Here is a 26,242-nt window from a genome sequence, read left to right on the forward strand (position 1 = left end):
ACCTGACCGTGGCCCCGGCCGACGGCGGACCCCAGGACAGCAGAAGCCACTGCACACATAGGGGAAGCCATGACAGCGACGACCGACGGCACCGGAGCCCCCGGCGCCGAACCGGACGAAGGCGCGGCCGCCGGGACCGCCGCCCCGCCGGGTACCCGCGAGGCCGTGCGGCGACGCCGTTCGCCAAGGGGCCCGGGCGCCGGGCCGGAGGCCGACTACGGTCCCGCGCGCGCGAGCGCGCCCGACCGGTTGCGGGGTGATGCGGCGCGGGGTGATGCGGCGCGGCGCGTCCAGGACGCCACCGCGCGCGCGATCCGCAACCTGCTGGGGCGCCAGGACCCCGCGGGCTGGTGGAAGGGCGACCTGGAGACCAACGTCACCATGGACGCCGAGGACCTGCTGCTGCGGCAGTTCCTCGGGATCCGGGACGAGGCCGTCACCCAGGCCGCCGCCCTGTTCATCCGGCGCGAGCAGCGCGAGGACGGCACCTGGGCCACCTTCCACGGCGGCCCGCCCGAACTCTCCGCCACCATCGAGGCGTACGTCGCCCTGCGCCTCGCCGGAGACGCCCCCGACGCCCCGCACATGGCCACCGCCTCGGCCTGGATCCGGGCCCACGGCGGGCTCGCCGCCGCCCGGGTGTTCACCCGGATCTGGCTGGCCCTGTTCGGCTGGTGGGACTGGGAGAACCTGCCCGAACTCCCGCCCGAGCTGGTCCTGCTGCCGCCCTGGGTGCCGCTGAACATCTACGACTTCGGCTGCTGGGCCCGCCAGACCATCGTCCCGCTGACGGTCGTCTCCGCGATGCGGCCCGTCCGCCCGGCCCCCTTCGCGCTCGACGAGCTGCACACCGACGCGCGGGTCCCGGTCCCGCCCCGCCGGATGGCCCCGCCGACCACCTGGAACGGCGCCTTCCAGTGGATGGACAGGGCCCTGCACGTCTACCGGCGGTTCGCCCCGCGCCGGCTGCGCGAGGCGGCGATGGCCAGCGCCGGCCGCTGGATCATCGAGCGGCAGGAGAACGACGGCTGCTGGGGCGGGATCCAGCCGCCCGCCGTGTACTCGGTCATCGCCCTCCACCTGCTCGGCTACGACCTCGGGCACCCGGTGATGCGGGCCGGTCTGGAGTCCCTCGACCGGTTCGCCGTCTGGCGCGAGGACGGCTCCCGGATGATCGAGGCCTGCCAGTCCCCGGTCTGGGACACCTGCCTGGCCGCCATCGCGCTGGCCGACGCGGGGGTCCGCCCCGACCACCCGGCCCTGGTGAAGGCCGCCGACTGGATGCTCGGCGAGGAGATCGTCCGGACCGGCGACTGGGCCGTGCGCCGGCCCGGACTCGCCCCGGGCGGCTGGGCGTTCGAGTTCCACAACGACACCTACCCCGACATCGACGACACCGCCGAAGTGGTCCTCGCGCTGCGCCGGATCCGCCACCCCGACCCGGCGAGGGTCGAGGCGGCCATCGCCCGAGGGGTGTCCTGGAACCTCGGGATGCAGTCGCGGGGCGGAGCCTGGGGCGCCTTCGACGCCGACAACACCAGCCCCTTCCCCAACCGGCTGCCGTTCTGCGACTTCGGGGAGGTCATCGATCCGCCGTCGGCGGACGTCACGGCGCACGTCGTGGAGATGCTCGCGGCCGAGGGCCGGGCGGCGGACCCCCGCACCCGGCGGGGCATCGCCTGGCTGCTCGCCGAACAGGAGCCGGAAGGGCCCTGGTTCGGCCGCTGGGGCACCAACTACGTGTACGGGACCGGATCGGTGGTCCCGGCCCTGACGGCCGCCGGCCTGTCCCCGGGGCATCCCGCGATCCGGCGGGCGGTGCTCTGGCTGGAATCCGTACAGAACCCGGACGGGGGATGGGGCGAGGACCAGCGCTCCTACCAGGACCGGGCATGGGCCGGGAAGGGGGAGTCCACGCCCTCGCAGACCGCGTGGGCGCTGATGGCCCTGCTGTCGGCGGGGGAGCGGGACGCCAAGACAGTCGAGCGCGGCATCGCGTACCTGGTGGAGACCCAGCTGGCGGACGGCGGCTGGGACGAACCGCACTTCACCGGCACCGGCTTCCCCTGGGACTTCTCCATCAACTACCACCTCTACCGGCACGTCTTCCCGCTCACCGCGCTCGGCCGCTATCTGTACGGGGAGCCGTTCGGCCACGACGGCCGGCACATCGGCGCCCACCTGGGCGACCGCACCGGGGTCCCGGCCGAGGGGGTCTGATGCAGCGCCGAGCCGAGCCCGCCGCCCTGCTGGTCGCCTGCGCCCTGCGCATCGAGCGGGCGGCCCTGCGCAGCGGCGGGGAGCGCGGCGCCCCCGACGGGTACGCCGTGCTGCGCACCGGCATGGGGCCGCGCGCCGCCGACCTGGCCGTCGCCCGGGCACTGGCCGGGCCGGGCGGGGACCGGACCGCGGTCCTCGCCACCGGGTTCTGCGCCGGGCTGGTCCCCGGCATGAACCCCGGCGACCTGATCGTCGCCGAGGAGACCCGGGACCCGCGCGGGACCGTCACCTGTGACGGGACCGCCCTGCTCGCCGAGGCGCTGGCCCGGGCGGTCCCGGGCGCCGCCGTGCACCTCGGCGCCCTGACCGGCTCCGACCACGTCGTGCGGGGCCAGGAGCGCGCGCAGCTGCGCGCCACCGGCGCCATCGCGGTCGACATGGAGTCGGCGGCCACCCTCTGGACCGCCACCCGGGACGCCCGGGGCGCCCTGGACCGGCGCGGTCCGGTTGCGGCCGTCCGGGTGATCGTGGACGCTCCGGAGCACGAGCTCGTCCGTATCGGCACGGTTCGCGGTGGAATATCTGCCTTCCGTGTTCTCCGTGCCGTGCTGCCCGCGTTTTTCGACTGGCACCGTTCTTCGCTGCTCCCCAGGAGGTGAGCCAGATGGCCATGCCACTGCGACAGTCCATCAGGGTCGGGACCTATCTTCTCGAACAGAAGCTCCGCAAGCGTGAGAAGTTCCCGCTGATCGTCGAGCTCGAACCGCTCTACGCGTGCAATCTGGCCTGCGAGGGGTGCGGCAAGATCCAGCACCCCGCCGGGGTCCTCAAGCAGCGCATGCCGGTCGCCCAGGCGGTCGGCGCCGTCCTGGAGTCCGGCGCCCCGATGGTGTCCATCGCGGGCGGGGAGCCCTTGATGCACCCCCAGATCGACGAGATCGTGCGCCAGTTGGTCGCCAAGCGGAAGTACGTCTTCCTGTGCACCAACGCAATGCTGCTGCGCAAGAAGATCGAGAAGTTCACCCCCTCCCCGTACTTCGCCTTCGCCGTGCACATCGACGGGCTGCGCGAGCGGCACGACGAGTCCGTGGCCAAGGAAGGCGTCTTCGACGAGGCGGTCGCCGCCATCAAGGAGGCGAAGGAGCGCGGGTTCCGCGTCACCACGAACTCCACCTTCTTCAACACCGACACCCCCCAGACCATCATCGAGGTGCTCAACTACCTCAACGACGACCTCAAGGTCGACGAGATGATGATCTCGCCCGCCTACGCCTACGAAAAGGCCCCTGACCAGGAACACTTCCTGGGCGTCGAACAGACCCGCGAACTGTTCAGGAAGGCCTTCGCGGGCGGCAACCGGCGCCGCTGGCGGCTCAACCACTCGCCGCTCTTCCTCGACTTCCTGGAAGGAAAGGCGGATTTCCCCTGCACCGCCTGGGCCATTCCGAATTACTCCCTCTTCGGCTGGCAGCGCCCCTGCTACCTGATGAGCGACGGCTACGTGCCGACGTACAAGGAACTGATCGAGGACACCGACTGGAGCAAGTACGGCCGCGGCAAGGACCCGCGCTGCGCGAACTGCATGGCGCACTGCGGCTACGAGCCGACCGCCGTCCTCGCCACCATGGGCTCGCTCAAGGAATCCCTGCGCGCGGCCAGGGAGACGATCGCCGGCAACCGCGGCGACTCGGCATGAGCCCGGCACCAGGAGCATCCGGGCCCGGCGGTTTCGACCTCGGCGCCCTGCTGGCCGAGCGCGGCGGGGAGCGGTACGAGCTGCACGCCCGGCACCTCAACCACCAGCTGCCCCGCATGCTGCGCACGATCGGCTTCGACAAGGTCTACGAGCGGGCCGAGGGAGCCCACTTCTGGGACGCCGAGGGCAACGACTACCTCGACATGCTGGCCGGGTTCGGCGTGATGGGCCTCGGCCGGCACCACCCCGTGGTCCGCCGGGCCCTGCACGACGTCCTCGACGCCCAGCTCGCCGACCTCACCCGCTTCGACTGCCAGCCGCTGCCCGGACTGCTGGCCGAGAAGCTGCTCTCGTACAGCCCCCACCTGGACCGGGTCTTCTTCGGCAACAGCGGCACCGAGGCGGTGGAGACCGCCCTGAAGTTCGCCCGGTACGCCACCGGGCGCCCCAGGATCCTCTACTGCGACCACGCCTTCCACGGGCTCACCACCGGCTCCCTCTCGGTCAACGGGGAGGGCGGGTTCCGCGACGGCTTCGCCCCGCTGCTGCCCGACACCCGCATCGCCCTCGGTGACCTGGCGGCCCTGGAGCGCGAGCTCGGCCGGGGCGATGTCGCCGCCCTGATCGTCGAGCCGGTCCAGGGCAAGGGCGTGCTCGCGACCCCGCCCGGTTTCCTGCCCGCCGCGCAGGAACTGCTGCGCCGCCACAAGGCGCTGCTCATCGCCGACGAGGTGCAGACCGGGCTCGGACGTACCGGTGACTTCTACGCGTACCAGGACGAGCCGGGCGTGGAGCCGGACCTGGTGTGCGTGGCCAAGGCCCTCTCGGGCGGGTACGTGCCGGTCGGGGCCACCCTGGGCAAGGACTGGATCTTCAAGAAGGTCTACTCCTCCATGGACCGCGTGCTGGTGCACTCCGCGAGCTTCGGCTCCAACGCCCAGGCGATGGCGGCCGGCCTCGCGGTCCTCTCGGTCATGGACGACGAGGGGGTGGTGGCGAACGCCCGGGCCATGGGCGACCTGCTGCGCGGGCGGCTCGCGGCGATGGTGCCCGAGTACGAGCTGCTGCACGAGGTGCGCGGACGCGGGCTGATGATCGGCATCGAGTTCGGCCGGCCGTCCTCGCTCGGGCTGCGCAGCCGCTGGACGATGCTCCAGGCGGCCCGTAAGGGGCTGTTCGCGCAGATGGTGGTGGTGCCGCTGCTGCAGAAGCACCGCATCCTCACCCAGGTCTCCGGCGACCACCTGGAAGTCATCAAGCTCATCCCGCCGCTCATCGTGGACGAGGGCGACGTGGACCGGTTCGTGACCGCCTTCCGGGCGGTCATGGACGAGGCCCACGGGGGCGGCGCACTGATGTGGGACTTCGGCAGGACGCTGGTGAAGCAGGCCGTCGGCAACGGCTGACACCACCGGCGGCCGCACGGCCGGTGCCGGCCGCGGCGGCGGTGCCCGCCGCGACGGCGGCCCGCTCCGGGCGGTCTAGTCGAGGAGCCGGTCCCGCAGCCGGGCGAGGGTCTCGGGCGTCAGCCCGAGGCCCTCCGCCAGGTAGCGGTCCACCCCGCCCCAGGTCGCCTCGATGGCCTCGAAGGCCGCCGTCAGGTACTCCGCGCGGGCGTCGAAGAGGGGCGCGAGCAGCTCCGCGACCTCGGGGGAGCGGGTTCCCTCCGGCTCCCCGCCGCGGCGCATCCGGTAGCGGCGGTGCGGGGCGTTGGACTCCAGGTAGTCCGCCACGATCGCCGCGCGCTCGACTCCGAGCGCGAGCAGGGTGACCGCGATCGACAGGCCGGCCCGGTCCTTGCCGGCCGCGCAGTGCATCAGCGCCGGGACGCTGTCCTCGGCGAGGGCGTGCAGGACCCGGGCGTGCTCGGCGGTGCGCTCGGTGATGATGGCGCGGTACGCGTTCGCCATCCGGGCCGCGGCCCTGCCCTCGCCCAGGATGCCGCGGAGCTGGTCGAGATCGCCCTCCCGGACCATCGTCCAGAACTCCCCGCCGTCCGCCGGGTCCGACAGCGGGAGGTTGACGTTGCGGACTCCGGGGAGCTCCACGTCGTGGCCGTCGAGGGCCTGGTCGGCGGCGTTGCGGAAGTCGAAGATGGTGTGCAGGCCGAGCGACGCGAGGAATTCCGCGTCGGTTTCGGTGGCATGTGCGAGATGTCCGCTTCGGAACAGTCGTCCCGCCTTGACCTTCCGGCCGTCCGTGGTCGGCAGGCCGCCGACATCACGGAAATTGCGCACTCCGGACAGTTCCGGCTCCATGGCCGGGGCGTCGGGTATCTGCTGGGTCACGGGAACTCCTCCGCGTCGTCGTGCGGTGTCCGAATTACACTACTTGGCGCCAACTTGCCATATCCGGAGGCCAGATCGGATCCGTCCCCGTGAGCCAGATCATACGGTGACCGTGAGTGCCTGATCGCCGGGGCCGAATTCCCTTGCCAGGGCGGTTGTTGAGGGTCCGGAATGGACAGAGGGTGACCGGAATTCCGTCGATCCCTCATGCCTGTGATTGCGTCAGGGAATTCGTGGCTTGTTCCCCGTGGCGCGGCTGGATTACCTTCCGATCGATCCGGGTGGACCGCCGAATCCTGCCGCCGCCCGGGAACCGCACCCGACTACCATCGCGCGCGGCAGGAGCGGGGGAACCAGGTAAGCCGCTGTTCCGGATCCATGTCCGGGACGGCTCGGGGTGAAGCCGTACATGTGCTGTTCATGTACGGCCGGACATCTCCAGTCCGAATCCGACAGCTCACCTCGCAGGCGACGGAGAGGAAATCGCCATGCCCGGAAAGGGTAAGCACCGCCGCCCCAAGTCCAGTTCGATATCGCGCGGTTTCGCCGCCGCGGGTACCGGCGGCGCCGCCCTCGCCCTGCCGCTGCTGGGCGCCACCGGCGCCTCGGCGGCCGGTGCCCCGGCCGCCGCGCCCGCCGCGGCGCCGGTGCAGGCGCCCGTCACCACCGCCGCCGCGCCGCAGGTCCGGGCTGCCGCCCCGCAGGCCGCCGAGACCGCGCCGGCCGTCTACACGGTCGTGTCGGGCGACTTCCTCTCGAAGATCGCCGCCGAGCGTCAGCTGGAGGGCGGCTGGGAGCGGCTCTACGAGGACAACCGCGAGGCCGTCGGCTCCGACCCCTCCCTGATCCACCCGGGTCTGAAGCTGACCCTGGGCGCGAAGGGCGCCGCGGCGCAGTCCGCCCCGGCCCCGCAGCGCGCGCAGAAGCCGGCCGGGCAGTCCGCCGCCGGGCAGTCCGCGGAGCAGCCGGCCCAGCGGTCGGCGCCGGCCCCGAAGGCCAAGCCGAAGACCGCGCCCGCCGCGCCCGCCAAGAAGCAGCAGAGCGCGGGAGCCTCCACCACCGCCGGCCAGACGGCCTCCTTCGTGGCCCCCGTCGGCGGCGGCATCTCCACCCAGTACAAGACCCCCGGCGCCATGTGGTCCTCCGGCTACCACACCGGTGCCGACTTCATCGCGAGCTCCGGCACCACCGTCCGCGCCGTCGGCGCCGGCACCGTGGTCTCCGCCGGCTGGGCCGGCTCGTACGGCAACGAGGTCGTCATCCGGCACGCGGACGGCAAGTACTCCCAGTACGGCCACCTCTCGCAGCTGTCCGTCTCGGTCGGCCAGAGCGTCGCCGCCGGCAAGACCATCGGCCTCTCCGGCTCCACCGGCAACTCGACCGGCCCGCACCTGCACTTCGAGATCCGCACCGGCCCGTCCTACGGCTCGGACATCGACCCGATCGCCTACCTCCGCTCCAAGGGCGTGAGCATCTGACGGCGGCTGCCGTCGCAAGAGGTACGACAGGCACGTGAGGCCGGGGCCCGAGGGGGGTCCCGGCCTCACGCCGTTATTCCGACCTGACCGGGTGGTATAAATCACGGACCGTCAACCCCTGCCTACGGTGGCGTAGGTCACGCACCGGGGTGAAAGATGTGCTCTCGTGGCAGCGACGACGACGACACTCAAGACCATCGGCTCGTACGCGGCGATCGGGGACAGCTTCACCGAGGGCGTGGGGGACCCGGGACCCGGGGACAGTTTTCTCGGCTGGGCGGACCGGCTGGCCGTACTCCTGGCCGACCAGCGGGAGGAGCACACCTTCGGCTACGCGAACCTGGCCGTACGCGGGCGGCTCCTCGACCAGATCGTGGAGGAACAGGTGCCGCGGGCCAAGGAGCTCGCGCCCGACCTGGTGACCTTCTGCGCGGGCGGCAACGACATCATCCGGCCCGGCAGCGACCCCGACGACGTCGCGGAACGCTTCGAGGCGGCGGTCGCCGACCTCGCCGGCGCCGTCGGCCAGGTCATGATCACCACCGGCTTCGACACCCGGGGCGTGCCGGTCCTCAAGCACATCCGGGGCAAGGTGGCCACCTACAGCGCGCACGTCCGCGCCATCGCCGACCGGTACGACTGCCCGGTGCTCGACCTCTGGTCGCTGAAGTCCGTACAGGACCGGCGGGCCTGGGACGCAGACCGGCTGCACCTGTCGCCCGAGGGGCACACCCGGGTGGCGCTGCGCGCCGCTCAGGTCCTCGGCCTGGAGGTGCCCGCCGATCCCGACCAGCCCTGGCCGCCGCTGCGGCCGCGCGGGTCGGTGGACGTGACCCGGGACAACATCCAGTGGGCGCGCGAGTACCTGGTGCCGTGGATCGGCCGGCGGCTGCGCGGGGAGTCCTCCGGGGACCACGTCGAGGCGAAGCGGCCGGACCTGCTGCCGCTGTAGGGGAGTGGGTCGCGGGGCAGGGGGCGGCCGGGCAAGGCGCGGGGCGCGGCGAAGCGGGGCTGGGGCGGGGCTGGGGCGGGGCCACGCCGGGGCCGGGGCGGAATCCTTCGGGGCCGGTGTGCGTTGGAACGTCGTAGCCTGTGTGACCGTCCTGCCCCGAACCACCCTGGAGGCGCCTTGACCGGCTCCCGTCCCCTGCGTCCGCGACTGCGTGCCCTGCGGCCCGAAGCCTTCGGCGCGGACCCGTCCGGCGCGCGGATGGAGCGGATCCGCCGCTCGCCGAACTTCGCCGACGGCGTCTTCCAGAACCCCATCGGCGCCCGCACCCGGCCGTCCGGCTCCATGGCGGAGTTCGCCAAGATCTACTTCCACAAGGAGCAGCGGGTCCGGCGCAACCCGGGCGCGCCGGTCCCGGTCTATCCGACGACCCTCGCCGAACTGGCGAAGCCGCCGGTCAGCGGACTGCGCCTGACCTGGATGGGGCACTCCAGCGTGCTCGCGGAGATCGACGGCCGCCGGGTGCTGTTCGACCCGGTGTGGGGCGAGCGCTGCTCCCCCTTCCCCTTCGCCGGTCCCAAGCGGCTGCACCCCGTGCCGGTGCCGCTGGCCTCCCTGGGCGACGTGGACGTCGTGGTGATCTCGCACGACCACTACGACCACCTCGACCTCCCGACGATCAAGGCCCTGGCCGGTACGGACACCGTCTTCGCGGTCCCGCTCGGCGTCGGCGCGCACCTGGAGCGCTGGGGGGTCTCACCGGACCGGCTGCGCGAGCTCGACTGGAACGAGAGCACCGAGGTCGCCGGGCTGTCCCTGACGGCGACCCCGGCCCGGCACTTCTGCGGGCGGGGCCTGCGCAACCAGCAGTTCACCCTGTGGGCCTCCTGGGTGGTCGCGGGCGACTCGCACCGGATCTACCACAGCGGAGACACCGGCTACTTCCCCGGCTTCAAGGAGATCGGCGCGGCGCACGGCCCCTTCGACGCCACGATGATCCAGATCGGCGCGTACTCGGAGTACTGGCCCGACATCCACATGACGCCGGAGGAGGGCATGCGCGCCCACCTCGACCTCCAGGGCGACATGCCGCACGGCACGATGCTGCCGATCCACTGGGGCACCTTCAACCTGGCCCCGCACCCGTGGGACGAGCCCGGCGAGGGCACCTTCGCCGCGGCCGAGAGCGCGGGGGCGGCCATCGCGCTGCCGCTGCCGGGCCAGCCCTTCGAGCCGGGCTCGTCCGACGCGCCCGCCGAGCCGTGGTGGCGGCCCTTCGTCGCGGGCGCCGTGGCCGAACCGGCTGCCGCGCGTCCCCGGCCGGTCACCGCCGAGCGCCCGCCGGCCGCGGCCCACGAGGAACCCGAGGCCGTGGGCTCGTAGCAGCTCCGCCCTGAGGCCCCGCCGGTCCGGGCCCGGGTTCCGGCGGCGTCCGGGGCCCGGGCCCCGGTGCACCCGCGCCCGGTGCCGCCCGCGCCCCGGACGGCGTACCGGCGCGGGCGGCGGGTGGATCAGCGGCCGGGCGCCATGTCGTAGGTGACCCACATCGTGCGCGTGGCGACCTGGTCGTACTTCGAGCGCGCGCGGTGGTTGTCGTCGGCCGTGATCCACCGCACGACGCTCCAGCCGCGCTCGGCGGCGATCTCGCGCAGCCGGGCGAGCAGCAGGTCGGCGGCGCCGGAGCCACGGCTCCCGGGGGCCACGAACAGGTCGTCGAGGTAGCAGCCGACCGCCGCGAACAGGGGACGGGCGTACGGACGGTAGTGCGCGAGGCCGATCAGCGTGCCGTCGGCGTCCTCGGCGACCAGCGCGCCCTCCTCGTGGCCGGGGTCGGTCAGCCAGGACCACACCGTCCGCGCGGCCTCCTCGCTCTGCTCCACCTCGTAGAAATCGGCGTAGCCGCGGAACAGCACGCGCCACTGGTCGAAGTCTTCCGGCCGTACCGCGCGGACCTGGATCTGGGACATGGGGCGACTCCCGTGCTCGGAGAACGAAGCGTGTGTGCAGGAACCCGATCATGCTCGGTACGGGAGCGCGGGCCGAGTGCCGCGGTGTCGAAACGAGGGCTTCCTGAGCGCCTCGGCGGACACTTGCACGGCGCCGCCGAGCGGGGGGCGCACGCGCTCCCGGCGCATTCGGGCGGCCGTACGAGCGCTCCACCGGGAGCGGGAAGCACCCCCGCCAAGTTCCCCAACTGGCAGTCCGGGGCGGGAGTATGCGGTCTAGCGTGGGTATCCGGTGATCAACACCTGACCCCGGGGACGCGCCCCCAGCCACCGCTGGGAGGACCCCGGGATCCGGCACCCACGTACCGAGGACCAAGATGTCCGGACTCCGCACCCCCCGCCACTTCCCGTCGAGGCACGCCGCCACAGGCCCCGGCCGGCAGATACGCCCCCAACTGGTCCGCGCCGCCGTACTGCCCACGCTCGCCGCCGGGCTCAGCGGCACCGCCGCCGTGATCTTCACCCTCCAGCTCGGCGGCGGCGCGGGGGACCGGGACGCCCGGCTGTGGCCCGTCCTCACCGGCTGCGCCCTGCTCGTCCTCGGCGCGCTCGTCGCGGCCCTGCTCGGCGCCCAGCGCGCCGCCAAGGCCGTCCGCGACCGCTGCGAGGCGCTGCGCCGCTCCAGCGCGCGCGGGCGCCAGGAGCTGCGGACGGCCGCCGAGCGGCTGGGGCGCGGGGAGAGCGTGGCCCGCCCGCTCCGGACCGCCCCGAACCCGCCCGGGCCGGTCGGCGACCCCTCGGCGGTCGACGAGTTCTGGCTGCTCGCCCAGGAGCTGCGCGGCGCCCGCGAACAGGCGCACACCACCCTCGTCCGGCTCGCGGCGCCGCCCGCGCCCTCCGACAGCGACCGCAAGGTCGAGGTGTTCGTCAACCTCGCCCGACGCCTTCAGTCCCTCGTGCACCGCGAGATCTCGCTGCTCGACGACCTGGAGGACGTCGTCGAGGACCCGGATCTGCTCAAGGAGCTCTTCCACGTCGATCACCTCGCCACCCGGATCCGCCGTCACGCCGAGAACCTCGCCGTGCTCGGCGGAGCCGCCTCCCGGCGCCAGTGGACCAGGCCCATCGACCTCAGCGAGGTGCTCCGCTCCTCGGTCGCGGAGGTCGAGCAGTACACGCGGGTCAAGGTGGTGCCCCCGGCGGGCGGCACCGTCCGCGGTCACGCCGTCGCCGACGTGGTGCACCTGGTGGCCGAACTCGTCGAAAACGCCACGGTGTTCTCCGCCCCCGACACCGATGTCGTGGTGCGCGCCGAGCGGGTCACCGCCGGGATCGCGGTCGAGGTGGAGGACCGGGGGCTCGGCATGCCCCCCGAGGAACAGCACCGGATGAACGCTCTGCTCGGCGACCCCGACCAGTGCGACGTGCGCCGGCTGCTGGCCGACGGGCGGATCGGCCTCTTCGTCGTCTCGGCGCTGGCCCGGCGGCACGGGATCGCCGTCGAGCTCAAGTCCAACATCTACGGCGGGGTGCTCGCCGTACTGGTGCTCCCGCAGGACCTGCTGGGCGCGGAGGCGCCGGGCGCCTCCGACGCGCTGGGGGGTTCGCGCACGACCTCCCTGGCCGACGGCGAGGCGGAGGCGGGGCCGCCGCTGGAGCCGGTACGGGTGACACCGCCACGGCCGGAGCCCGCCGGGCCGGCGTACCCGCCGGGCGGCGGCCCGGGGGTACCGGCCTGGGCGCGGTCCGTGCCGCGCCCGGGGGCCCTTGCCGACGGCCTCGGGGACACCACCCCCGGTCCGGACCCCGGCGCCACCACCGTGACGCGCGCGGCCGTGCCCGAGTACGCGGCGGAGTACGCGCCCGAGTACGTGCCCGAGTACGCGGCGGAGTACGACTACGCGTCCGAGCACCCGCGCGTACCGGCCTCCCGCACGGAGAGCGACCGCCCGCCGCTGCCCAGGCGGCGGGCCCAGGAGCACCTCGCGCCACAGCTGCGCGAGGCCCCCGCCCCGCCCCGGCCGGCGGAAGCCGAGCCGCCCGTGCACGACCCCGGCCTCATGGCCGCCTTCCGGCGGGGCTTCGGCCTCGCCCAGCCGGAGAAGCAGCCATGACCCCGGGCAGGACACCGACCCCTCACCTCGGCAAGGAGCGCATCCCCATGGGCGGCGAAGCGGCGACCACCACCACCCGGCTCTCGGATCTCGACTGGCTGCTCAGCGGCCTGGTCCAACGGGTGCCGCACGCGCGCAGCGCCGTGCTGCTCACCGCCGACGGCCTCGCCACCTGCGTGCACGGTCTGGATCCCGACAGCGCGGACCACCTCGCGGCCCTCGCCTCCGGGCTCTACTCGCTGGGCCGGAGCGCCGGAACCCGGTTCGGCGACGGCTCGGAGGTCCGGCAGGTCGTCGTCGAACTCGACACGACGCTCGTGTTCGTGTCGGCCGCCGGATCCGGCACCTGTCTGGCGGTCCTCGCCGACCGGGAGGCGGACGCGGGCGTCCTCGGTTACGAGATGGCGATGCTGGTCAAGAGCGTACGGCCGTACCTGACGGCCCCGCCGCGCCGGCCCGCCGTGGCCGGTGCTGCCGTCGCCGACGCCGGCACCGGGCGATGAGGGCCCGGGCGGCGGCGGGGGCGCGCGGATCCGGGGCGACGGGGCGGGACACGCCGTGGCTGGACGGCACGGCGGGCCGCGTCATGCGCCCGTACACGGCGAGCGGCGGGCGGACGCGGCCGGCGATCGCCCTCGACCTGCTCTCCCTGGTGTCGGCGACGGGCGTGCGCCCGAGCACACCGCTCGGCGCGGAACACATCCTCGCGCTCCGGCTGTGCGCCGGCGCACCGGCGGTCACCGTCGCCGAGGTGGCCGGGCAGCTGAGGCTCCCGGCGGGGGTGGTGAAGGTACTGCTCTCCGACCTGATGGAACACGGGGCCGTCATGGCCCAGGCGCCGCGGTTCCCGGGCGGCGAGACGGGCTCCTTCGCCGCCGATGACCAGACCCTGCTGCGGGCGGTGCTCGATGGTCTGCGCAAGCGGCTGTGACAGCCGGCCCGCAACCCTGCCCGCGACCTTGAAGATCCTGGTCGCGGGCGGGTTCGGGGCGGGCAAGACGACCTTCGTGGGCGCGGTCAGCGAGATCGATCCGCTGTGCACGGAAGAGCTCCTCAGCGGCCTGAGCGAGGGCGCCGACCCGGTCGACGGGGTGGAGACGAAGAAGACGACGACGGTGGCGCTGGACTTCGGCCGGATCACCCTCGACGAGCGGCACGTCCTCTACCTCTTCGGCACGCCCGGGCAGGAGCGCTTCTGGTTCCTGTGGGAGGAGCTGTGCGCCGGCGCGCTAGGGGCGGTCGTGCTCGCCGACACGCGCCGCCTCGCCGACTGCTTCCCGGCCGTCGACTTCTTCGAGCGGCGCGGGATCGGCTTCGTCGTCGCCGTCAACGAGTTCGACGGCGCGCACCGCTACACGGCCGAGGAGGTGCGCGCGGCGGTGGGGCTGGGCCCGCGGGTGCCGGTCGTACGGTGCGACGCGCGGCTGACGAGTTCCGGTACGGGGGCGCTGGCCGCCCTCGTCCACCACCTGCTGACCACGAGGTCGGCGCACCCAGCGAAGACATCGGACCCGGGGGAACCGCCATGACGTACTACGAATCGACCGGACACCTGCTGCTCACCCCCGTGGACCGGGAAGCGCCCGCGCGCGTCGTGCGGCTGCGCGAACTGGGCCTGGGACAGCGGCCGGACCCGGAACTCGACCTGTTCGCCCGGCGGGCCGCGCAGACGCTGGCCGCCCCGTACGCGGGGGTCAACTTCATCGGCGAGGAGCGGCAGTTCTTCGCCGGGCTCCACCACGGCCCGGACGCCCCGGCGAGCGGCTACCCCGCCCGGACGCTGCCCCGGGACCACGGGTACTGCCCGCACGTGGTGGTACGGCGGCGGGCGCTGGTGCTGGAGGACGTACGGGACTTCGCGCGCTTCGCGGGCAACGCGGTGGTCGACGAGAGCGGGGTGCGGTCCTACCTCGGGGCGCCCCTGACGGACCGGCGGGGGATCGTGCTGGGAACCGTGTGCGTGGTGGACGGAGTGCCGAGGAAATGGGGGACGCAGGGGCTGGCGACGGCGAAGGAGCTGGCCGCGGAGCTGGTGGCGTTGCTCCACGAGCGGGAGGACCGGCAGGGCTGAGGCGCCTTCCGGGGCCGTTGTCAGTGCGGGGGGCTACCGTCGCGGACGAGGGTTACCGGTGGCTGGAGAGGAGTCGCGGGGATGGCCACGACAGCGCAGGACGTGCGGACGATCGCGCTCTCGCTCCCGGACGGCAGCGAGAAGCTCGCCTGGGGCAGGCCGACGTTCCGGGTGGGCGGGAAGATCTTCGCCGCGCTCGGGGACGACGACACCACCATCGGCGTGAAGTGCCCCAAGGAGGACCGCGCGGAGCTGATCGCGGCGGAGCCGGAGAAGTTCTTCGTGCGGGAGGGGCACGACGACAACTACGCCTGGATCAGGGTCCGCCTGGCGGCCGTGGCGGACGCGGGGGAGCTTCGCTCGATCCTGACGGACTCCTGGCTCCAGGCGGCCCCGAAGCGGCTGGCCGCCGCCCACCCCGAGCTGGTGGCCGGCGACTGAGCGCGGGCGCGGGGCCGGAGGCGGCCGGGAGCGGGTGCGGTCACCCCAGGAACGCGGCGATCCGCCGGCGCAGCGAGCCGGCGTCCAGGCCGTGCGCCGCGGTGTGCTCGTCGACCGTGCCGTAGCGGCGCAGCTCGGCGCGGCCGACTCCCAGGCCCAGGACCCGGTGGGGCACCTGCCGGAGGGCGTCGTTCGCGGCGGCCGTGGAGGTCCCGGCGAGGTACGGCTCCACGAGGACGACGTCGGCGCCGCCCCCCGTGCTCCGCCCGGCGGCCGCGCGCAGCGCCGCGTCGTCGAAGGGGCGCACGGTCGTGGCGTACAGCACGGTGAGGTCCATGCCCTCGGTCGCGGCGAGGACGTTGTCCAGCAGCGGCCCGACGGCGACCACGACGCCCGCCCCGCCCTCCCGTACGGTCTGGAACCGCAGGCCGTCCACGGGGCGCGGGGCTGCGTTCTCCTGGGCCGAGAGCCGGACGTACACCTTGTCGTCCCCGGCCGCGTAGGCGTGCCGCAGCAGTGCCTCGGCCTCGTCGGGGTGGCCCGGTACGTGGACGGTCCAGCCGTCCAGGGTGTCCAGCAGGGCCACGTCGCCGGGGGCCATGTGGGTGTAGCCGCCGCTGGGCCAGTCGTAGCTGGCGCTCGCGCTCACCAGGACCCCACCCGTGCCCTGGTGCCCGAAGTCCAGCTTGACCTGCTCGAACGGCCGCTCCACGAGGAAGCTGGCGAAGGTGTGGACCACCGGCCGCAGCCCCGTCAGGGCGAGCCCGCCGCCGACTCCGATCAGCAGCTGTTCCCTGATCCCGACGTTGATCACCCGGTCCGGGTGGACCTCCTGGGCGGGCCGGAACGCGTCCATGGTGACCTCGGCGAGGACCAGCGCCAGCCGGGGGTCCTCGTCGAGCAGCCGCGAGGTCACCGAGACGAACCGCTCCCGCATGGTGTCGGCGGTGGTCTGGGCCGCCTCGACGGCCTTGGTGGTGTTCATGATCGGTCGTCCCTTCAGCGCTTCTTCTCGACATGGGCGACCACGGCGTGCGGCCGGCCCGGATGCGGTGTGGTGAACGCGGCGTACAGCGCCTCGTGGTCCCGGCCGTCCACGGTGACGGCCGACCAGCCGGCCGCCTCGAACCGGGAGGCGATCCCGCCCCGCCAGCCGTGGGTGGCGGAGTCGTTGTCGATCACCACGGTGTGCAGCCGCTCCAGCCCGGCGGAACCGGCGTAGGCGATCGCCTCGTGGTTGCTGCCCTCGTCCAGCTCGGCGTCCCCGATCAGCACCCACACGGCGGGATCGTCCAGCCCCTGGGCGCGCAGCCCGAGCGCGCTGCCGACGGCGAGGGGCAGACCGTGCCCGAGGGAGCCGCTGCCGATCTCCACGCCGGGGATCAGGGTGCGGTCGGGGTGGTGCCCGAGCGGCGAGCCGTACGCGGCGAAGTCGCTCAGCCAGTCGACGGGGAAGAAGCCCTTCGCGGCGAGCACGGCGTAGTACGCCATCGGCCCGTGCCCCTTGGAGAGCAGGAAGCGGTCCCGCCCGGGAGCCCCGGCGGTCCCCGGACCCACCCGCAACACCCGGTCGTACAGCACCCACAGCACGTCGAGCGTGGAGGCGGCGGCGGGCGCGTGCTTCTCGGCCCCGTTCATGAGCCCCACGAGGGCGCCCAGATCCTGGTGGCGGACCTCGGGGTCCGCGGCTGTCTGCGTCATGGGCCCAGCCTGTGACCTCAAGCAAGCTTGAGGTCAAGTCGGGCCGGTGGAGACCGCCGTCGCGAAAGGTGCGCGCGACCACCCGGTGAAGTGCGGTATTGTTCTCCTGCGCGTTCAACCAAGGGGAAACCCCAGGTCAGCGGGCATCGGGACGTGGCGCAGCTTGGTAGCGCACTTGACTGGGGGTCAAGGGGTCGCAGGTTCAAATCCTGTCGTCCCGACTGTGCTTTGAGCACGTCGGAGGCCGTTCTCTCATCCGTGAGAGAGCGGCCTTTTCGTGCGTCCGGACCCGATCGGGGTATCCGGGACCGGGGAGCCGACCCGCTCCGCTAACATGTTCGAGCTAACGGCGATCGTGTTGAAATATGTACATCGGCTGAAAATTGATATCTGAGTCATCGCGAGTTCCTTCGCGAACGGGCGGCGGAGCCGCGTTCGCTGCGTGGCGTCAACCACGCGCCGCGCTGTGGGCTGCGGTGACCGTGGTGGCACTCGGGTTCCTCGTCGCGCTGGAGATCGCCGCGCGCCACTACGGCGAGCGCGGTCCGATCACCGACCAGGCACGCGAGGTGATCTTCGCCCCCAAGTCGGGAACCGTGCTGTACGCCAGCATGGCCCTGATGCTGGTCGTGCTCAGCTGGCGGCAGCGGTTCATCGCGGTCGGCGCCGCGATCGGCATCGACCTCGTCTTCTGGCTGGTGCGGTGGGTCGTCGGCGCCGAGATGATGTTCGGCAACGGCGCCCTGCTGGTGACCCTGTCCTGCGCCGTCATCGCCCTCACGCGCCGTACCGGCAGCGAACGCGCCCTGCTGCTCAAGGGCGTCGCGCTGGCCCTGCTGCTGGTGACCGGACGCAAGACCGGCTACACCTGGCTGCTGATCACCTCGGAAACCCGCCCGATGGTGCTCGACCAGTACGTCGCGGCCGCCGATCACGCGCTCGGCAACCCGTCGTGGGTGGCGGGCCGGATCGTCGAGGCCACCGGCACGGTCGGAGCCCACGTCCTCGAATTCGTCTACATCCAGCTCGCGGTGGCCGCGGTCGCCGTCGCGCTCTACCAGCTGCGCAACGTCGCGTCCGAGCGCCGCTTCCCGCGCCACCACGTGGTGCGCACCTTCCTGGCCGTCGGCCTCCTCGGGCCGGGCATCTACATGATCTTCCCGGTCGTCGGGCCGATCTTCGCCTACGGCGCCGACGGCGGGAGCTGGGCGCTGGCCGACCTGTGGCCGAACGTCCCGCCGCCGGTCGACGTCCCGCAGCCGATGCCCTTCGACGGGTTCACCCCGCGCAACTGCATGCCCAGCCTGCACACGGCGTGGGCCACCACGATCTTCATCCACTCCCGCAAGGGCCCGCGGGCCCTGCGCTTCGCGGGCACGTTCTGGCTGATCGCCACCCTCGGCGCGACGCTGGGCTTCGGCTACCACTACGGCGCGGACATAGTCGCCGGCGTGGTCTTCACGCTCTCGATCGAGACGGCCCTGCGCTCGCAGGCCCGCGGCTGGGACCGCCGCGGCATCCTGCTGGCCGCCTACGGCGCCGTGGTCTTCGGCGCGCTCCTCTTCTCGTACCGCTTCCTGTCGACGGAGATGGCCGCGTACCCGTGGGTGTTCGGCCCGCTGGTCGTCCTGGCGCTGTGCTCGATGATCTACGGCTACGTACGCACCACCCGCCAGTGGGACCGCGAGCCCGCCCCGGTGCACCTCCCCGCACCCCGCCGCGAACCGCAGCCCGAACTCGTCTGATCCGCCGCCTCAGGTACGGGCTCAGGCGCGGACCAGGAGCATGCCGCCCATCGTGACCATGGTCGCGGCGACGAGGCCGTCCAGGACGCGCCAGGACGCGGGGCGGGCGAGCAGGCCGCTCAGCAGGCGGGCGCCGTAGCCGAGCGACCCGAACCAGGCCAGGCTGGCCAGCGCCGCGCCGGCGCCGAAGGCCCAGCGCAGGTCGCCGCGGTCGGCGGCGAGGGAGCCGAGCAGCAGCACGGTGTCCAGGTACACGTGCGGGTTGAGCCAGGTCATCGCCAGGCAGGTCAGCACCGCGCGCCGGCCGGAGCCGGGGGAGGCGCCCCCGGGGGTGAGCGCGGCGCCGGGGACGGGACGCAGGACCCGCCGGGCCGCGAGCACCCCGTAACCGATCAGGAAGGTGCCGCCCGCGATGCCGACGACGGTCAGGGCGGCCGGCCACGCGGTGACGACGGCGCCGACCCCCGCCACGCCGAGCACGATCAGCAGCGCGTCCGACAGGGCGCAGATGGCGACCACGGCGAGGACCGCGTGCCGGCGCGCGCCCTGCCGCAGGACGAACGCGTTCTGCGCGCCGATGGCGACGATGAGGGAGAGGCCGGTGCCGAAACCGGCGAGTGCCGCCGCGATGATGCCGTGTGTCATGGGAACGACCGTAGGCAGCGGCGTGGCGACAGTACAGCTAAATATTTTTACGTAGCATTAGCGCTCATGATGGATGAGCTGCCCCTGGACCAGGTACGGACCCTGCTCGCGGTCGTGGACGAGGGCACCTTCGACGCGGCGGCCGCCGCCCTGCACGTCACGCCCTCCGCCATCAGCCAGCGGGTCAAGGCGCTGGAGCAGCGCACCGGGCGGGTGCTGCTGATGCGGAGCAAGCCGGTACGGGCGACCGAGTCCGGGCAGGTGGTGATCCGGTTCGCGCGCCAGCTGGCCCGGCTGGAGCGCGACGCGCGGGCCGAGCTGGGCATGGGCGCGGCGCAGGGGCTGGGGCCCGTACGGCTGCCGATCGCGGTGAACGCGGACTCGCTCGCCACCTGGTTCCTGCCGGCGCTGGCCCGGGTCCCGCAGGACCCGCCGGTCTGCTTCGAGCTGCACCGCGAGGACGAGTCCCATACGACGGCGCTGCTGCGGGAGGGGCAGGTGATGGCGGCGGTCACCTCCTCCCCGGACCCGGTGGCGGGGTGCACCGCACGCGCGCTGGGCCTCGCGCGGTACCTGCCGGTCGCGAGCCCGGCCTTCGCCGAACGGCACCTCACCGGCGCCCTGGCGCGGGACCTGCGCAAGGCGCCGGTGATCGTGTTCGACCGGCGGGACGACCTCCAGGACGCGTTCCTGCGCTCCCTGGTGGGGCCGGACGCCGCGGCCTCGCCGGCCCGCCACCACGTGCCCACCTCCGAGGGGTACTGCGACGCGGTCGCCGCCGGGCTGGGGTGGGGGCTGGTCCCGGACTCGCAGGCGGAGCCGCTGGTGCGGTCGGGGGAACTGCTGCTGCTGGCGCCGCGGCGGCCGATGGACGTACCGCTGTACTGGCAGCAGTGGAAGCTGGACTCCCCGGCGCTGTCGCTGGTGGCCGCCGTGGTCGCGGGGGCGGCGGCCGAGGCCCTGCTGCCCGTCGGCTGACGGCCGGCGACTGACGGCTTGCGGCTACAGCTTGCGGAAGTCCCAGGACACGACCGACTCCGGGGTGAGGCGGATCCAGGCGTGCCGCCCGTCGTGGGGCATCTCCTCGATGCCGAAGTTCTTGGCCGGGAAGATCCGCTCGGCCTCCGCCAGCTCCGGGCACGGCTCGCCCGTCCGCGGGGCCTCGCCCACGAACACGGCGGTGCCCGACAGCTCGACCCCGCGCAGTTCGTCGTACGCCTCGCCCGCGTCCACGACGACCGAGATCCGGGGGTCCTTGCGCAGATCGGCCCAGCGGCGGCTGCGCGTGATCGAGTACAGCCACAGCGAGCGGCCGTCCCAGGCGAACCACAGCGCGCCCACGTGCGGGCGGCCGTCCGGGGAGACCGTCGCGACCCGGCAGGTGCGCTGCTCGCGCAGGAAGGCGTCCACCTCGGCGTCGGTCATCATGATGCGGCGCCCGCGCCGCTGAGCCCCCTCGGCCGGCTGGGCGCCGGCCGTCCGCTCCGCACCGTCCACGGTTCCGCTCCCCTTCACATCTGACTATGTGTCAGGAATCATGAGGGTTCTTCGGCCACCACGCCAGGGGGAGACATGCCGCGACTCGATTCCGCCACCACCGCGCTGCTCACCGTCGAGTGCCAGAACGGCGTCGTCGGCGACGAGAGCGCCCTCCCCGAACTGGCCAAGGAGGCCAGGGACTCCGGGATGCTGGGCCGGGTCGCCGCCCTGGTCGACGCCGCGCACGCGGCCGGCGTACAGGTGCTGCACGCGGTCGCCGAGCGGCGGCCGGACGGGCGCGGCGCCAACACCAACGCGCGGCTGTTCCGGGCCGCCGGGAAGCTCCCGGTGCGCCAGCTCACCGGGAGCCGGGCGGTCGAGGTCGCCGCCCCCATCGAGGTCGCCGCCGACGACCTGGTGCTGCGGCGGCTGCACGGGCTGTCCCCGATGGCCGGAACCGACCTGGACCCGCTGCTGCGCAACCTCGGCATCCGCACCCTGGTCGTGACCGGGGTCTCCTCGAACATCGCCATCCCGAACACGGTCTTCGACGCCGTCAACCTCGGCTATCAGGTGGTGGTCCCCTCGGACGCCATCACCGGGGTGCCCGCCTCCTACACCGCCGAGGTCATCCGCAACTCCCTCGCGCTGGTCGCGGCCATCACCACCACCGAAGCCCTGACGACGGAGTGGGCGCTGCCGCGCTGAGCAACTCCGTGGCTGCGATCACCGTCGGGCAGTATGTTCACTCCATGCCGGAGGCCGATGGTGGGGGCGTCCGTGGATTGCAAGGTTGAAGAGATAGGTGGCCTGGGAAGTGCTGGAAGAGGTCGCAGCGACCCGCTACGTCACGCCCTTGCGTGAGGGCGGCTCGCTCCCGGGGATCGTCGAGGCCGACGACCTGGGGACGTACGTCATGAAATTCACCGGAGCCGGACAGGGACGCAAGACCCTCGTCGCGGAGGTCATCTGCGGCCGCCTGGCCCAGCGCCTGGGCCTGCGGGTGCCGCGGCTGGTCCAGATGCAGCTCGACCCCGTCATCGGGCTCGGCGAGCCCGACCAGGAGGTCCAGGAGCTGCTCAAGGCCAGCGGCGGGCTGAACCTCGGGATGGACTACCTGCCGGGCTCGATCGGCTTCGACCCGCTCGCGTACCAGGTGGACCCCGTCGAGGCGGGGCGCGTCGTCTGGTTCGACGCGCTGATCAACAACGTCGACCGCTCCTGGCGCAACCCCAACATGCTGGTGTGGCACGGCGAGCTCTGGCTCATCGACCACGGCGCCACCATGATCTGGCACCACAACTGGCCCACCGCCGAGGCCGCCGCCGCCAAGCCCTACAACGCCTCCGACCACGTCCTCGCCCCGGTCGGCCCCGACATCGCGCGGGCCGCCGCCGAGCTGGCGCCGCGCGTGACGAGGGAACTGCTCACCGAGGTCGCGGCCGAGGTCCCGGACGAGTGGCTGGTCGACGAGCCCGGCTTCGACTCGACGGACGCGCTGCGCCGGGCCTATGTGGAGGTACTGCTGCCGCGCGCCGCTACGATCCACGAGCGGATCACGATGGAGGCCGAGGTGAAGGCCCGGTCCGGTCCGCCGGGCTGGCTCGCCGAGCGCCTCGCCCCCCAGCCCCACCGGAAGAAGAGCGACAGCGAGTGACCAAGCGGGACGTGTTCGAGTACGCGCTGGTGCGTGTGGTGCCCCGGATGGAGCGCGGCGAGTGTTTCAACGCCGGCGTGATCGTCTACTGCCGGGCGAAGTCCTACGTCGCCGCGCGCACCCACCTGGACGAGGCCAAGCTCCTCGCCCTGGACCCCAAGGCCGACGTGGCCGGGGTACGGGCCGCGCTGCGCGCGGTCGAGGGGCTGTGCGCGGGCGGTGAGAGCGCCGGCCAGGCCGCGGGCGACGAGCCGGGACGCCGGTTCCGCTGGCTGATCGCCCCGCGCAGCACGGTGGTCCAGCCGGGCCCGGTGCACACCGGTCTGACGGCGGACCCGGAGGCGGAAGTGGAACGGCTGCTCGACCTGTTGGTGCGCTGATCGCCGTACCGCCCGGAGCCCTGGGACCCGATGCCGTTGACACCGGGTGCCAGGGCTCCTAGCGTCTCCTCAGCTGAGGCTACTAAGCGGTTGCTCACCCATCGGGCGCCGCTGTCGAGGATTCCAAGGGCGAGGAGATCCAGCATGTCCACCACCGAGCAGCGCATCGCGATCGTGACCGGGGCGGCCCGGGGCATCGGCGCGGCCACCGCCGTACGCCTGGCCGCCGAAGGCCGTGCCGTCGCCGTACTCGACCTCGACGAAGCGGCCTGCAAGGACACCGTGGAGGCGATCACGGCGGCGGGCGGCACGGCCCTCGCGGTCGGCTGCGACGTCTCCGACGCAGCCCAGGTGGAGGCCGCCGTCGAGCGCGTCGCGAGCACCCTGGGCGCCCCGACCATCCTGGTGAACAACGCGGGCGTGCTGCGCGACAACCTGCTGTTCAAGATGAGCGAGACCGACTGGGACACCGTCATGAACGTGCACCTGCGCGGTGCGTTCCTGATGTCGAGGGCCTGTCAGAAGCACATGGTGGAGGCGAAGTTCGGCCGTATCGTCAACCTGTCCAGCAGCTCCGCGCTGGGCAACCGCGGTCAGCTCAACTACTCCGCCGCCAAGGCGGGCCTGCAGGGCTTCACCAAGACCCTGGCCATCGAGCTCGGCAAGTTCGGCGTCACCGCCAACGCCGTTGCTCCCGGCTTCATCGTCACCGAGATGACCGCCCAGACGGCCGCCCGCGTCGGCATGGGCTTCGAGGACTTCCAGGCCGCCGCCGCCACCCAGATCCCGGTGCAGCGCGTCGGCCGTCCGGACGACATCGCCAACGCCATCGCGTTCTTCACGGGCGAGGCCGCCGGCTTCGTCTCCGGCCAGGTCATGTACGTGGCCGGCGGCCCGCTCAACTGACGAGAGGCAGGGTCCACCGTCATGACGGACGGCAACAGCAACAACAGCGGCAAGGTCGCGCTGATCACCGGGGCCAGCCGGGGGATCGGCTACGGCATCGCCGAGTCGCTCGTCGCGCGCGGCGACCGGCTCTGCATCACCGGACGCAACGAGGACGCCCTCAAGGCGGCCGTGGAGCGGCTCGGGGCGGACCGGGTGATCGGGGTGGCCGGGAAGGCGCACGACGAGGCCCACCAGGCCCACGCCGTGGAGCGGGCGATGGAGGCCTTCGGCCGCGTCGACTTCCTGATCAACAACGCGGGAACCAATCCCGTCTTCGGACCGATCGCCGACCTGGACCTCGGCGTCGCCCGCAAGGTCTTCGAGACCAACGTGATCTCGGCGCTCGGCTTCGCCCAGCGGACCTGGCACGCCTGGCAGAAGGACAACGGCGGGGCGATCGTGAACATCGCCTCCATCGCCGGCGTCTCCGCCTCGCCCTTCATCGGCGCGTACGGGATGAGCAAGGCCGCCATGGTCAACCTCACCCTCCAGCTCGCCCACGAGATGGCTCCGGGGGTGCGGGTCAACGCGATCGCCCCCGCGGTGGTCAAGACCAAGTTCGCGCAGGCGCTCTACGAGGGCCGCGAGGAGGAGGCCGCCGCGGCCTATCCGCTCGGCCGGCTGGGGGTCCCGGAGGACATCGGCGGGGCCGCCGCATTTCTTACATCTGCACAAGCGGAATGGATCACGGGCCAAACTCTCGTCGTCGACGGCGGAATGTTCCTCAATGCCGGAGTCCACTGACCGATAATCGGACGCATTTGCCTCCCGAAGGGAGGCAAATGCGTACCTAATACGCACGAATTCGGTCAAGTGCCTCACGAAACCTGCCCATTGGATTTGGTGAGCACTGCGGTAGGGTCTGCCGCACCCCTGGCTGATCGAGGAGCGTGCACGTGTTCATCCGGACCAGATGCCTGCAGATCACTGCGGCCCTTGCGTCCATATCCCTGCTCGCCGGATGCGGCCTGCTGTCGGACGACAAGGGCGAAACCGCCCAGAAGATCGTCGTCGGCACGACGAGCGCCCCGAGCACCCTCGATCCCGCGGCCGCCTGGGACGGTTCCTGGGAGCTGTACCGGAACGTCTACCAGACCCTGCTGGCGTTCCCCACGGGTGCCGCCAAGCCCCAGCCGGACGCCGCCCAGAACTGCGAGTTCACGGACTCCAAGAGCGAGTCCTACCGCTGCACCCTGAAAAAGGGCCTGAAGTTCTCCAACGGGGAACCGCTCGACGCCAAGGCGGTCAAGTACTCCCTGGACCGGATCCGGACCATCGCCCACAAGAACGGTCCCAAGGACCTCTTCGGCAGCCTGGACAAGATCGAGACCGTCGACGCGCTCACGGTCGTCTTCCACCTCAAGGCCCCGGACGCCACGTTCCCGTTCGTCCTCGGCTCGCCCGCCGCCTCCCTGGTGGCGCCCAAGGAGTACCCGGCCGACAAGGCGCGGGAGAGCGACAAGATCGTCGGCTCCGGCCCGTACGTCCTCCAGTCGTACAAGGAGGGCAGCGAGGCGGTCCTCACCAAGAACGAGAGCTACACCGGCTTCGCGAACCGCAAGAACGACGCCGTCACCATCCGGTACTTCGCGGAATCCAAGAAGATGGTCGACGCGCTCAAGAACAAGGAGATCGACGCGACCTACCGAGGCCTGTCCGCCTCGGAGATCACGGACCTCCAGAGCCCCGAGTCCCACAACGCGGGCGTCCAGGTCGTCGAGAACACCGGCGCCGAGATCCGCTACCTGGTCTTCAACCCGCAGGACCCGCAGGTCAACAAGCTGCCGGTGCGCAAGGCGATCGCCCAGATCATCGACCGCGGCACGCTCGTCGCCAAGGTCTACCAGGGCACGGCCGAGCCGCTGTACTCCATGGTCCCCAAGGGCGTCGTGGGCCACAAGACGCCCTTCTACGACGTGTACGGCCACGCCGACGTCGCCAAGGCGAAGAAGATCCTCAAGGACGCCGGCATCACCCAGCCGGTGGAGCTGACCTTCTGGTACACCACCGACCGCTACGGCGCCTCCACGGCGGACGAGTTCACCGAGATCAAGCGGCAGCTCGACGAGAGCGGCCTCTTCAAGATCACCCTGCGCGGGCAGCCCTGGAAGACCTTCCAGGAGGGCTACAAGAGCGGCCAGTACCCGGTCTTCGGCCGCGGCTGGTTCCCCGACTTCCCGGACCCGGACAACTTCATCGCGCCGTTCGTCGGCAAGGAGAACGCGGTCGGCACCCCGTACGAGCCCAACGAGATCCTCACCGACCTGCTGCCCAACTCGCGCCGCGAGAGCGACCGCTCGGCCGGCGCCAAGCAGTTCGAGCAGGCCCAGGCGATCTTCGCCCAGGACGTCCGCCTGCTGCCGCTGTGGCAGGGCAAGCTGTACGTCGCCGCCCGCGAGGACATCGCCGGCGCCGAGCGGTCCCTGGACCCGCAGACCGCCATGCAGATGTGGGAGATGTACCGCAAGACCAGCTGGTAGCGGA

At 72.6% G+C, this 26,242-nt stretch carries 27 protein-coding genes, 1 tRNA gene and 1 riboswitch; of the genes, 22 read left to right on the forward strand and 6 right to left on the reverse strand.

The features are described 5' to 3' along the window. Window positions 1–69: 69 nt before the first annotated feature. From shc to IE248_RS08345, 4 genes are read left to right on the forward strand one after another with little or no spacing between them, the layout of a single operon-like run. Window positions 70–2,220 carry a squalene--hopene cyclase gene (shc, locus tag IE248_RS08330; RefSeq protein WP_229895181.1) on the forward strand — a complete coding sequence of 717 codons (2,151 nt, stop codon included), beginning with the start codon at window positions 70–72 and terminating at the stop codon, window positions 2,218–2,220. Continuing rightward, window positions 2,220–2,879, forward strand: coding sequence for a phosphorylase family protein (locus tag IE248_RS08335; RefSeq protein WP_190030300.1), 660 nt, complete (start codon window positions 2,220–2,222; stop codon window positions 2,877–2,879). The genes shc and IE248_RS08335 overlap by 1 nt, the downstream gene beginning before the upstream one ends. Window positions 2,880–2,884: 5 nt before the next feature. Further along, window positions 2,885–3,916, forward strand: coding sequence for an adenosyl-hopene transferase HpnH (gene hpnH / locus IE248_RS08340; RefSeq protein WP_008742776.1), 1,032 nt, complete (start codon window positions 2,885–2,887; stop codon window positions 3,914–3,916). Continuing rightward, window positions 3,913–5,322 carry an aspartate aminotransferase family protein gene (locus IE248_RS08345; protein WP_190030301.1) on the forward strand — a complete coding sequence of 470 codons (1,410 nt, stop codon included), beginning with the start codon at window positions 3,913–3,915 and terminating at the stop codon, window positions 5,320–5,322. The genes hpnH and IE248_RS08345 overlap by 4 nt, the downstream gene beginning before the upstream one ends. Before the next feature lie 75 nt (window positions 5,323–5,397). On the opposite strand, the gene IE248_RS08350 is transcribed toward IE248_RS08345, so the two are convergent. Continuing rightward, window positions 5,398–6,204 (reverse strand): tyrosine-protein phosphatase, encoded by an 807-nt coding sequence (locus tag IE248_RS08350; protein ID WP_073796821.1) that lies wholly within the window; start codon window positions 6,202–6,204, stop codon window positions 5,398–5,400. Between the two features lie 320 nt (window positions 6,205–6,524). After that, window positions 6,525–6,690: riboswitch (cyclic di-AMP (ydaO/yuaA leader) on the forward strand. A 2-nt stretch (window positions 6,691–6,692) separates the two neighbouring features. Here IE248_RS08350 and IE248_RS08355 point away from each other — a divergent pair. The 3 genes from IE248_RS08355 to IE248_RS08365 all read left to right on the forward strand — a co-directional run bounded on the left by IE248_RS08355 (window position 6,693) and on the right by IE248_RS08365 (window position 10,014). Then, window positions 6,693–7,682 (forward strand): LysM peptidoglycan-binding domain-containing M23 family metallopeptidase, encoded by a 990-nt coding sequence (locus IE248_RS08355; protein WP_073796820.1) that lies wholly within the window; start codon window positions 6,693–6,695, stop codon window positions 7,680–7,682. Between the two features lie 166 nt (window positions 7,683–7,848). Continuing rightward, the gene (locus IE248_RS08360; RefSeq protein ID WP_008742770.1) at window positions 7,849–8,634 is read left to right on the forward strand and encodes an SGNH/GDSL hydrolase family protein; all 786 of its coding nucleotides are present in this window, start codon (window positions 7,849–7,851) and stop codon (window positions 8,632–8,634) included. A gap of 177 nt (window positions 8,635–8,811) precedes the next feature. Next, complete coding sequence (locus tag IE248_RS08365) at window positions 8,812–10,014, forward strand: MBL fold metallo-hydrolase (protein ID WP_073796819.1); 1,203 nt, start codon at window positions 8,812–8,814, stop codon at window positions 10,012–10,014. Window positions 10,015–10,142: 128 nt separating this feature from the next. On the opposite strand, the gene IE248_RS08370 is transcribed toward IE248_RS08365, so the two are convergent. After that, a complete protein-coding gene (locus IE248_RS08370; protein WP_008742769.1) occupies window positions 10,143–10,598 on the reverse strand; it encodes a GNAT family N-acetyltransferase in 456 nt (151 codons plus the stop codon). Window positions 10,599–10,954: 356 nt separating this feature from the next. Between IE248_RS08370 and IE248_RS38140 the strand changes: the two genes are divergently transcribed. From IE248_RS38140 to IE248_RS08400, 6 genes are all read left to right on the forward strand, one after another. Next, on the forward strand, window positions 10,955–12,691 hold the full coding sequence (locus IE248_RS38140) for a sensor histidine kinase (protein ID WP_190030302.1): 1,737 nt from the start codon (window positions 10,955–10,957) through the stop codon (window positions 12,689–12,691). A 47-nt stretch (window positions 12,692–12,738) separates the two neighbouring features. Beyond that, complete coding sequence (locus IE248_RS08380; protein WP_190030497.1) at window positions 12,739–13,194, forward strand: roadblock/LC7 domain-containing protein; 456 nt, start codon at window positions 12,739–12,741, stop codon at window positions 13,192–13,194. Window positions 13,195–13,277: 83 nt separating this feature from the next. After that, a complete protein-coding gene (locus IE248_RS08385; protein ID WP_229895183.1) occupies window positions 13,278–13,622 on the forward strand; it encodes a DUF742 domain-containing protein in 345 nt (114 codons plus the stop codon). Next, complete coding sequence (locus IE248_RS08390; protein WP_100580301.1) at window positions 13,600–14,220, forward strand: GTP-binding protein; 621 nt, start codon at window positions 13,600–13,602, stop codon at window positions 14,218–14,220. Before IE248_RS08385 ends, IE248_RS08390 begins: the two co-directional genes overlap by 23 nt. After that, window positions 14,217–14,762, forward strand: coding sequence for a GAF domain-containing protein (locus IE248_RS08395; RefSeq protein ID WP_190030303.1), 546 nt, complete (start codon window positions 14,217–14,219; stop codon window positions 14,760–14,762). The genes IE248_RS08390 and IE248_RS08395 overlap by 4 nt, the downstream gene beginning before the upstream one ends. A gap of 81 nt (window positions 14,763–14,843) precedes the next feature. Next, the gene (locus IE248_RS08400) at window positions 14,844–15,203 is read left to right on the forward strand and encodes an MmcQ/YjbR family DNA-binding protein (RefSeq protein ID WP_037794397.1); all 360 of its coding nucleotides are present in this window, start codon (window positions 14,844–14,846) and stop codon (window positions 15,201–15,203) included. A gap of 40 nt (window positions 15,204–15,243) precedes the next feature. Here IE248_RS08400 and IE248_RS08405 read toward each other — a convergent pair whose 3' ends face one another. Together IE248_RS08405 and IE248_RS08410 are read right to left on the reverse strand one after the other, a co-directional pair. Beyond that, window positions 15,244–16,188, reverse strand: coding sequence for a transketolase family protein (locus IE248_RS08405; protein ID WP_073796813.1), 945 nt, complete (start codon window positions 16,186–16,188; stop codon window positions 15,244–15,246). 14 nt (window positions 16,189–16,202) lie between these two features. Next, complete coding sequence (locus IE248_RS08410; RefSeq protein ID WP_190030304.1) at window positions 16,203–16,904, reverse strand: thiamine pyrophosphate-binding protein; 702 nt, start codon at window positions 16,902–16,904, stop codon at window positions 16,203–16,205. 147 nt (window positions 16,905–17,051) lie between these two features. On the opposite strand from IE248_RS08410, the gene IE248_RS08415 reads away from it, so the two are divergent. After that, window positions 17,052–17,125 (forward strand) — tRNA-Pro (locus tag IE248_RS08415). A 162-nt stretch (window positions 17,126–17,287) separates the two neighbouring features. Further along, on the forward strand, window positions 17,288–18,649 hold the full coding sequence (locus IE248_RS08420) for a phosphatase PAP2 family protein (protein WP_190030305.1): 1,362 nt from the start codon (window positions 17,288–17,290) through the stop codon (window positions 18,647–18,649). A 21-nt stretch (window positions 18,650–18,670) separates the two neighbouring features. Here IE248_RS08420 and IE248_RS08425 read toward each other — a convergent pair whose 3' ends face one another. Continuing rightward, window positions 18,671–19,294, reverse strand: coding sequence for a LysE/ArgO family amino acid transporter (locus IE248_RS08425; protein WP_190030306.1), 624 nt, complete (start codon window positions 19,292–19,294; stop codon window positions 18,671–18,673). A gap of 69 nt (window positions 19,295–19,363) precedes the next feature. On the opposite strand from IE248_RS08425, the gene IE248_RS08430 reads away from it, so the two are divergent. After that, a complete protein-coding gene (locus IE248_RS08430) occupies window positions 19,364–20,272 on the forward strand; it encodes a LysR family transcriptional regulator ArgP (protein WP_100580551.1) in 909 nt (302 codons plus the stop codon). A 24-nt stretch (window positions 20,273–20,296) separates the two neighbouring features. Here IE248_RS08430 and IE248_RS08435 read toward each other — a convergent pair whose 3' ends face one another. Next, the gene (locus IE248_RS08435) at window positions 20,297–20,722 is read right to left on the reverse strand and encodes a pyridoxamine 5'-phosphate oxidase family protein (protein WP_037794413.1); all 426 of its coding nucleotides are present in this window, start codon (window positions 20,720–20,722) and stop codon (window positions 20,297–20,299) included. 144 nt (window positions 20,723–20,866) lie between these two features. Here IE248_RS08435 and IE248_RS08440 point away from each other — a divergent pair, with 144 nt between their 5' ends. From IE248_RS08440 to IE248_RS08465, 6 genes are all read left to right on the forward strand, one after another. Beyond that, complete coding sequence (locus IE248_RS08440; protein ID WP_190030307.1) at window positions 20,867–21,481, forward strand: cysteine hydrolase family protein; 615 nt, start codon at window positions 20,867–20,869, stop codon at window positions 21,479–21,481. Window positions 21,482–21,590: 109 nt separating this feature from the next. Then, a complete protein-coding gene (locus IE248_RS08445; RefSeq protein ID WP_190030498.1) occupies window positions 21,591–22,430 on the forward strand; it encodes a HipA family kinase in 840 nt (279 codons plus the stop codon). Next, complete coding sequence (locus tag IE248_RS08450) at window positions 22,427–22,810, forward strand: DUF3037 domain-containing protein (RefSeq protein WP_008742755.1); 384 nt, start codon at window positions 22,427–22,429, stop codon at window positions 22,808–22,810. Before IE248_RS08445 ends, IE248_RS08450 begins: the two co-directional genes overlap by 4 nt. Window positions 22,811–22,954: 144 nt before the next feature. After that, a complete protein-coding gene (fabG, locus tag IE248_RS08455) occupies window positions 22,955–23,716 on the forward strand; it encodes a 3-oxoacyl-ACP reductase FabG (protein ID WP_008742754.1) in 762 nt (253 codons plus the stop codon). Between the two features lie 21 nt (window positions 23,717–23,737). After that, window positions 23,738–24,502, forward strand: a complete 765-nt coding sequence (locus IE248_RS08460; protein WP_100580297.1) for an SDR family oxidoreductase — start codon at window positions 23,738–23,740, stop codon at window positions 24,500–24,502. Window positions 24,503–24,654: 152 nt separating this feature from the next. Next, window positions 24,655–26,238, forward strand: a complete 1,584-nt coding sequence (locus tag IE248_RS08465) for an ABC transporter substrate-binding protein (protein WP_073796806.1) — start codon at window positions 24,655–24,657, stop codon at window positions 26,236–26,238. Window positions 26,239–26,242 lie beyond the last annotated feature (4 nt).

This window comes from Streptomyces goshikiensis (genome assembly GCF_014650555.1).
GTDB classification, from domain to species: Bacteria; Actinomycetota; Actinomycetes; order Streptomycetales; family Streptomycetaceae; genus Streptomyces; species Streptomyces goshikiensis.

Coding starts and splice junctions, on each gene's coding strand:
- shc (WP_229895181.1), top strand. CDS start 70: ATGACAGCGACGACCGACGGCACCGGAGCCCCCGGCGCCGAACCGGAC.
- IE248_RS08335 (WP_190030300.1), top strand. CDS start 2,220: ATGCAGCGCCGAGCCGAGCCCGCCGCCCTGCTGGTCGCCTGCGCCCTG.
- hpnH (WP_008742776.1), top strand. CDS start 2,885: ATGGCCATGCCACTGCGACAGTCCATCAGGGTCGGGACCTATCTTCTC.
- IE248_RS08345 (WP_190030301.1), top strand. CDS start 3,913: ATGAGCCCGGCACCAGGAGCATCCGGGCCCGGCGGTTTCGACCTCGGC.
- IE248_RS08355 (WP_073796820.1), top strand. CDS start 6,693: ATGCCCGGAAAGGGTAAGCACCGCCGCCCCAAGTCCAGTTCGATATCG.
- IE248_RS08370 (WP_008742769.1), bottom strand. CDS start 10,598: ATGTCCCAGATCCAGGTCCGCGCGGTACGGCCGGAAGACTTCGACCAG.
- IE248_RS38140 (WP_190030302.1), top strand. CDS start 10,955: ATGTCCGGACTCCGCACCCCCCGCCACTTCCCGTCGAGGCACGCCGCC.
- IE248_RS08380 (WP_190030497.1), top strand. CDS start 12,739: ATGGGCGGCGAAGCGGCGACCACCACCACCCGGCTCTCGGATCTCGAC.
- IE248_RS08385 (WP_229895183.1), top strand. CDS start 13,278: ATGCGCCCGTACACGGCGAGCGGCGGGCGGACGCGGCCGGCGATCGCC.
- IE248_RS08390 (WP_100580301.1), top strand. CDS start 13,600: ATGGTCTGCGCAAGCGGCTGTGACAGCCGGCCCGCAACCCTGCCCGCG.
- IE248_RS08395 (WP_190030303.1), top strand. CDS start 14,217: ATGACGTACTACGAATCGACCGGACACCTGCTGCTCACCCCCGTGGAC.
- IE248_RS08400 (WP_037794397.1), top strand. CDS start 14,844: ATGGCCACGACAGCGCAGGACGTGCGGACGATCGCGCTCTCGCTCCCG.
- IE248_RS08405 (WP_073796813.1), bottom strand. CDS start 16,188: ATGAACACCACCAAGGCCGTCGAGGCGGCCCAGACCACCGCCGACACC.
- IE248_RS08410 (WP_190030304.1), bottom strand. CDS start 16,904: ATGACGCAGACAGCCGCGGACCCCGAGGTCCGCCACCAGGATCTGGGC.
- IE248_RS08425 (WP_190030306.1), bottom strand. CDS start 19,294: ATGACACACGGCATCATCGCGGCGGCACTCGCCGGTTTCGGCACCGGC.
- IE248_RS08430 (WP_100580551.1), top strand. CDS start 19,364: ATGGATGAGCTGCCCCTGGACCAGGTACGGACCCTGCTCGCGGTCGTG.
- IE248_RS08435 (WP_037794413.1), bottom strand. CDS start 20,722: ATGATGACCGACGCCGAGGTGGACGCCTTCCTGCGCGAGCAGCGCACC.
- IE248_RS08440 (WP_190030307.1), top strand. CDS start 20,867: ATGCCGCGACTCGATTCCGCCACCACCGCGCTGCTCACCGTCGAGTGC.
- fabG (WP_008742754.1), top strand. CDS start 22,955: ATGTCCACCACCGAGCAGCGCATCGCGATCGTGACCGGGGCGGCCCGG.
- IE248_RS08460 (WP_100580297.1), top strand. CDS start 23,738: ATGACGGACGGCAACAGCAACAACAGCGGCAAGGTCGCGCTGATCACC.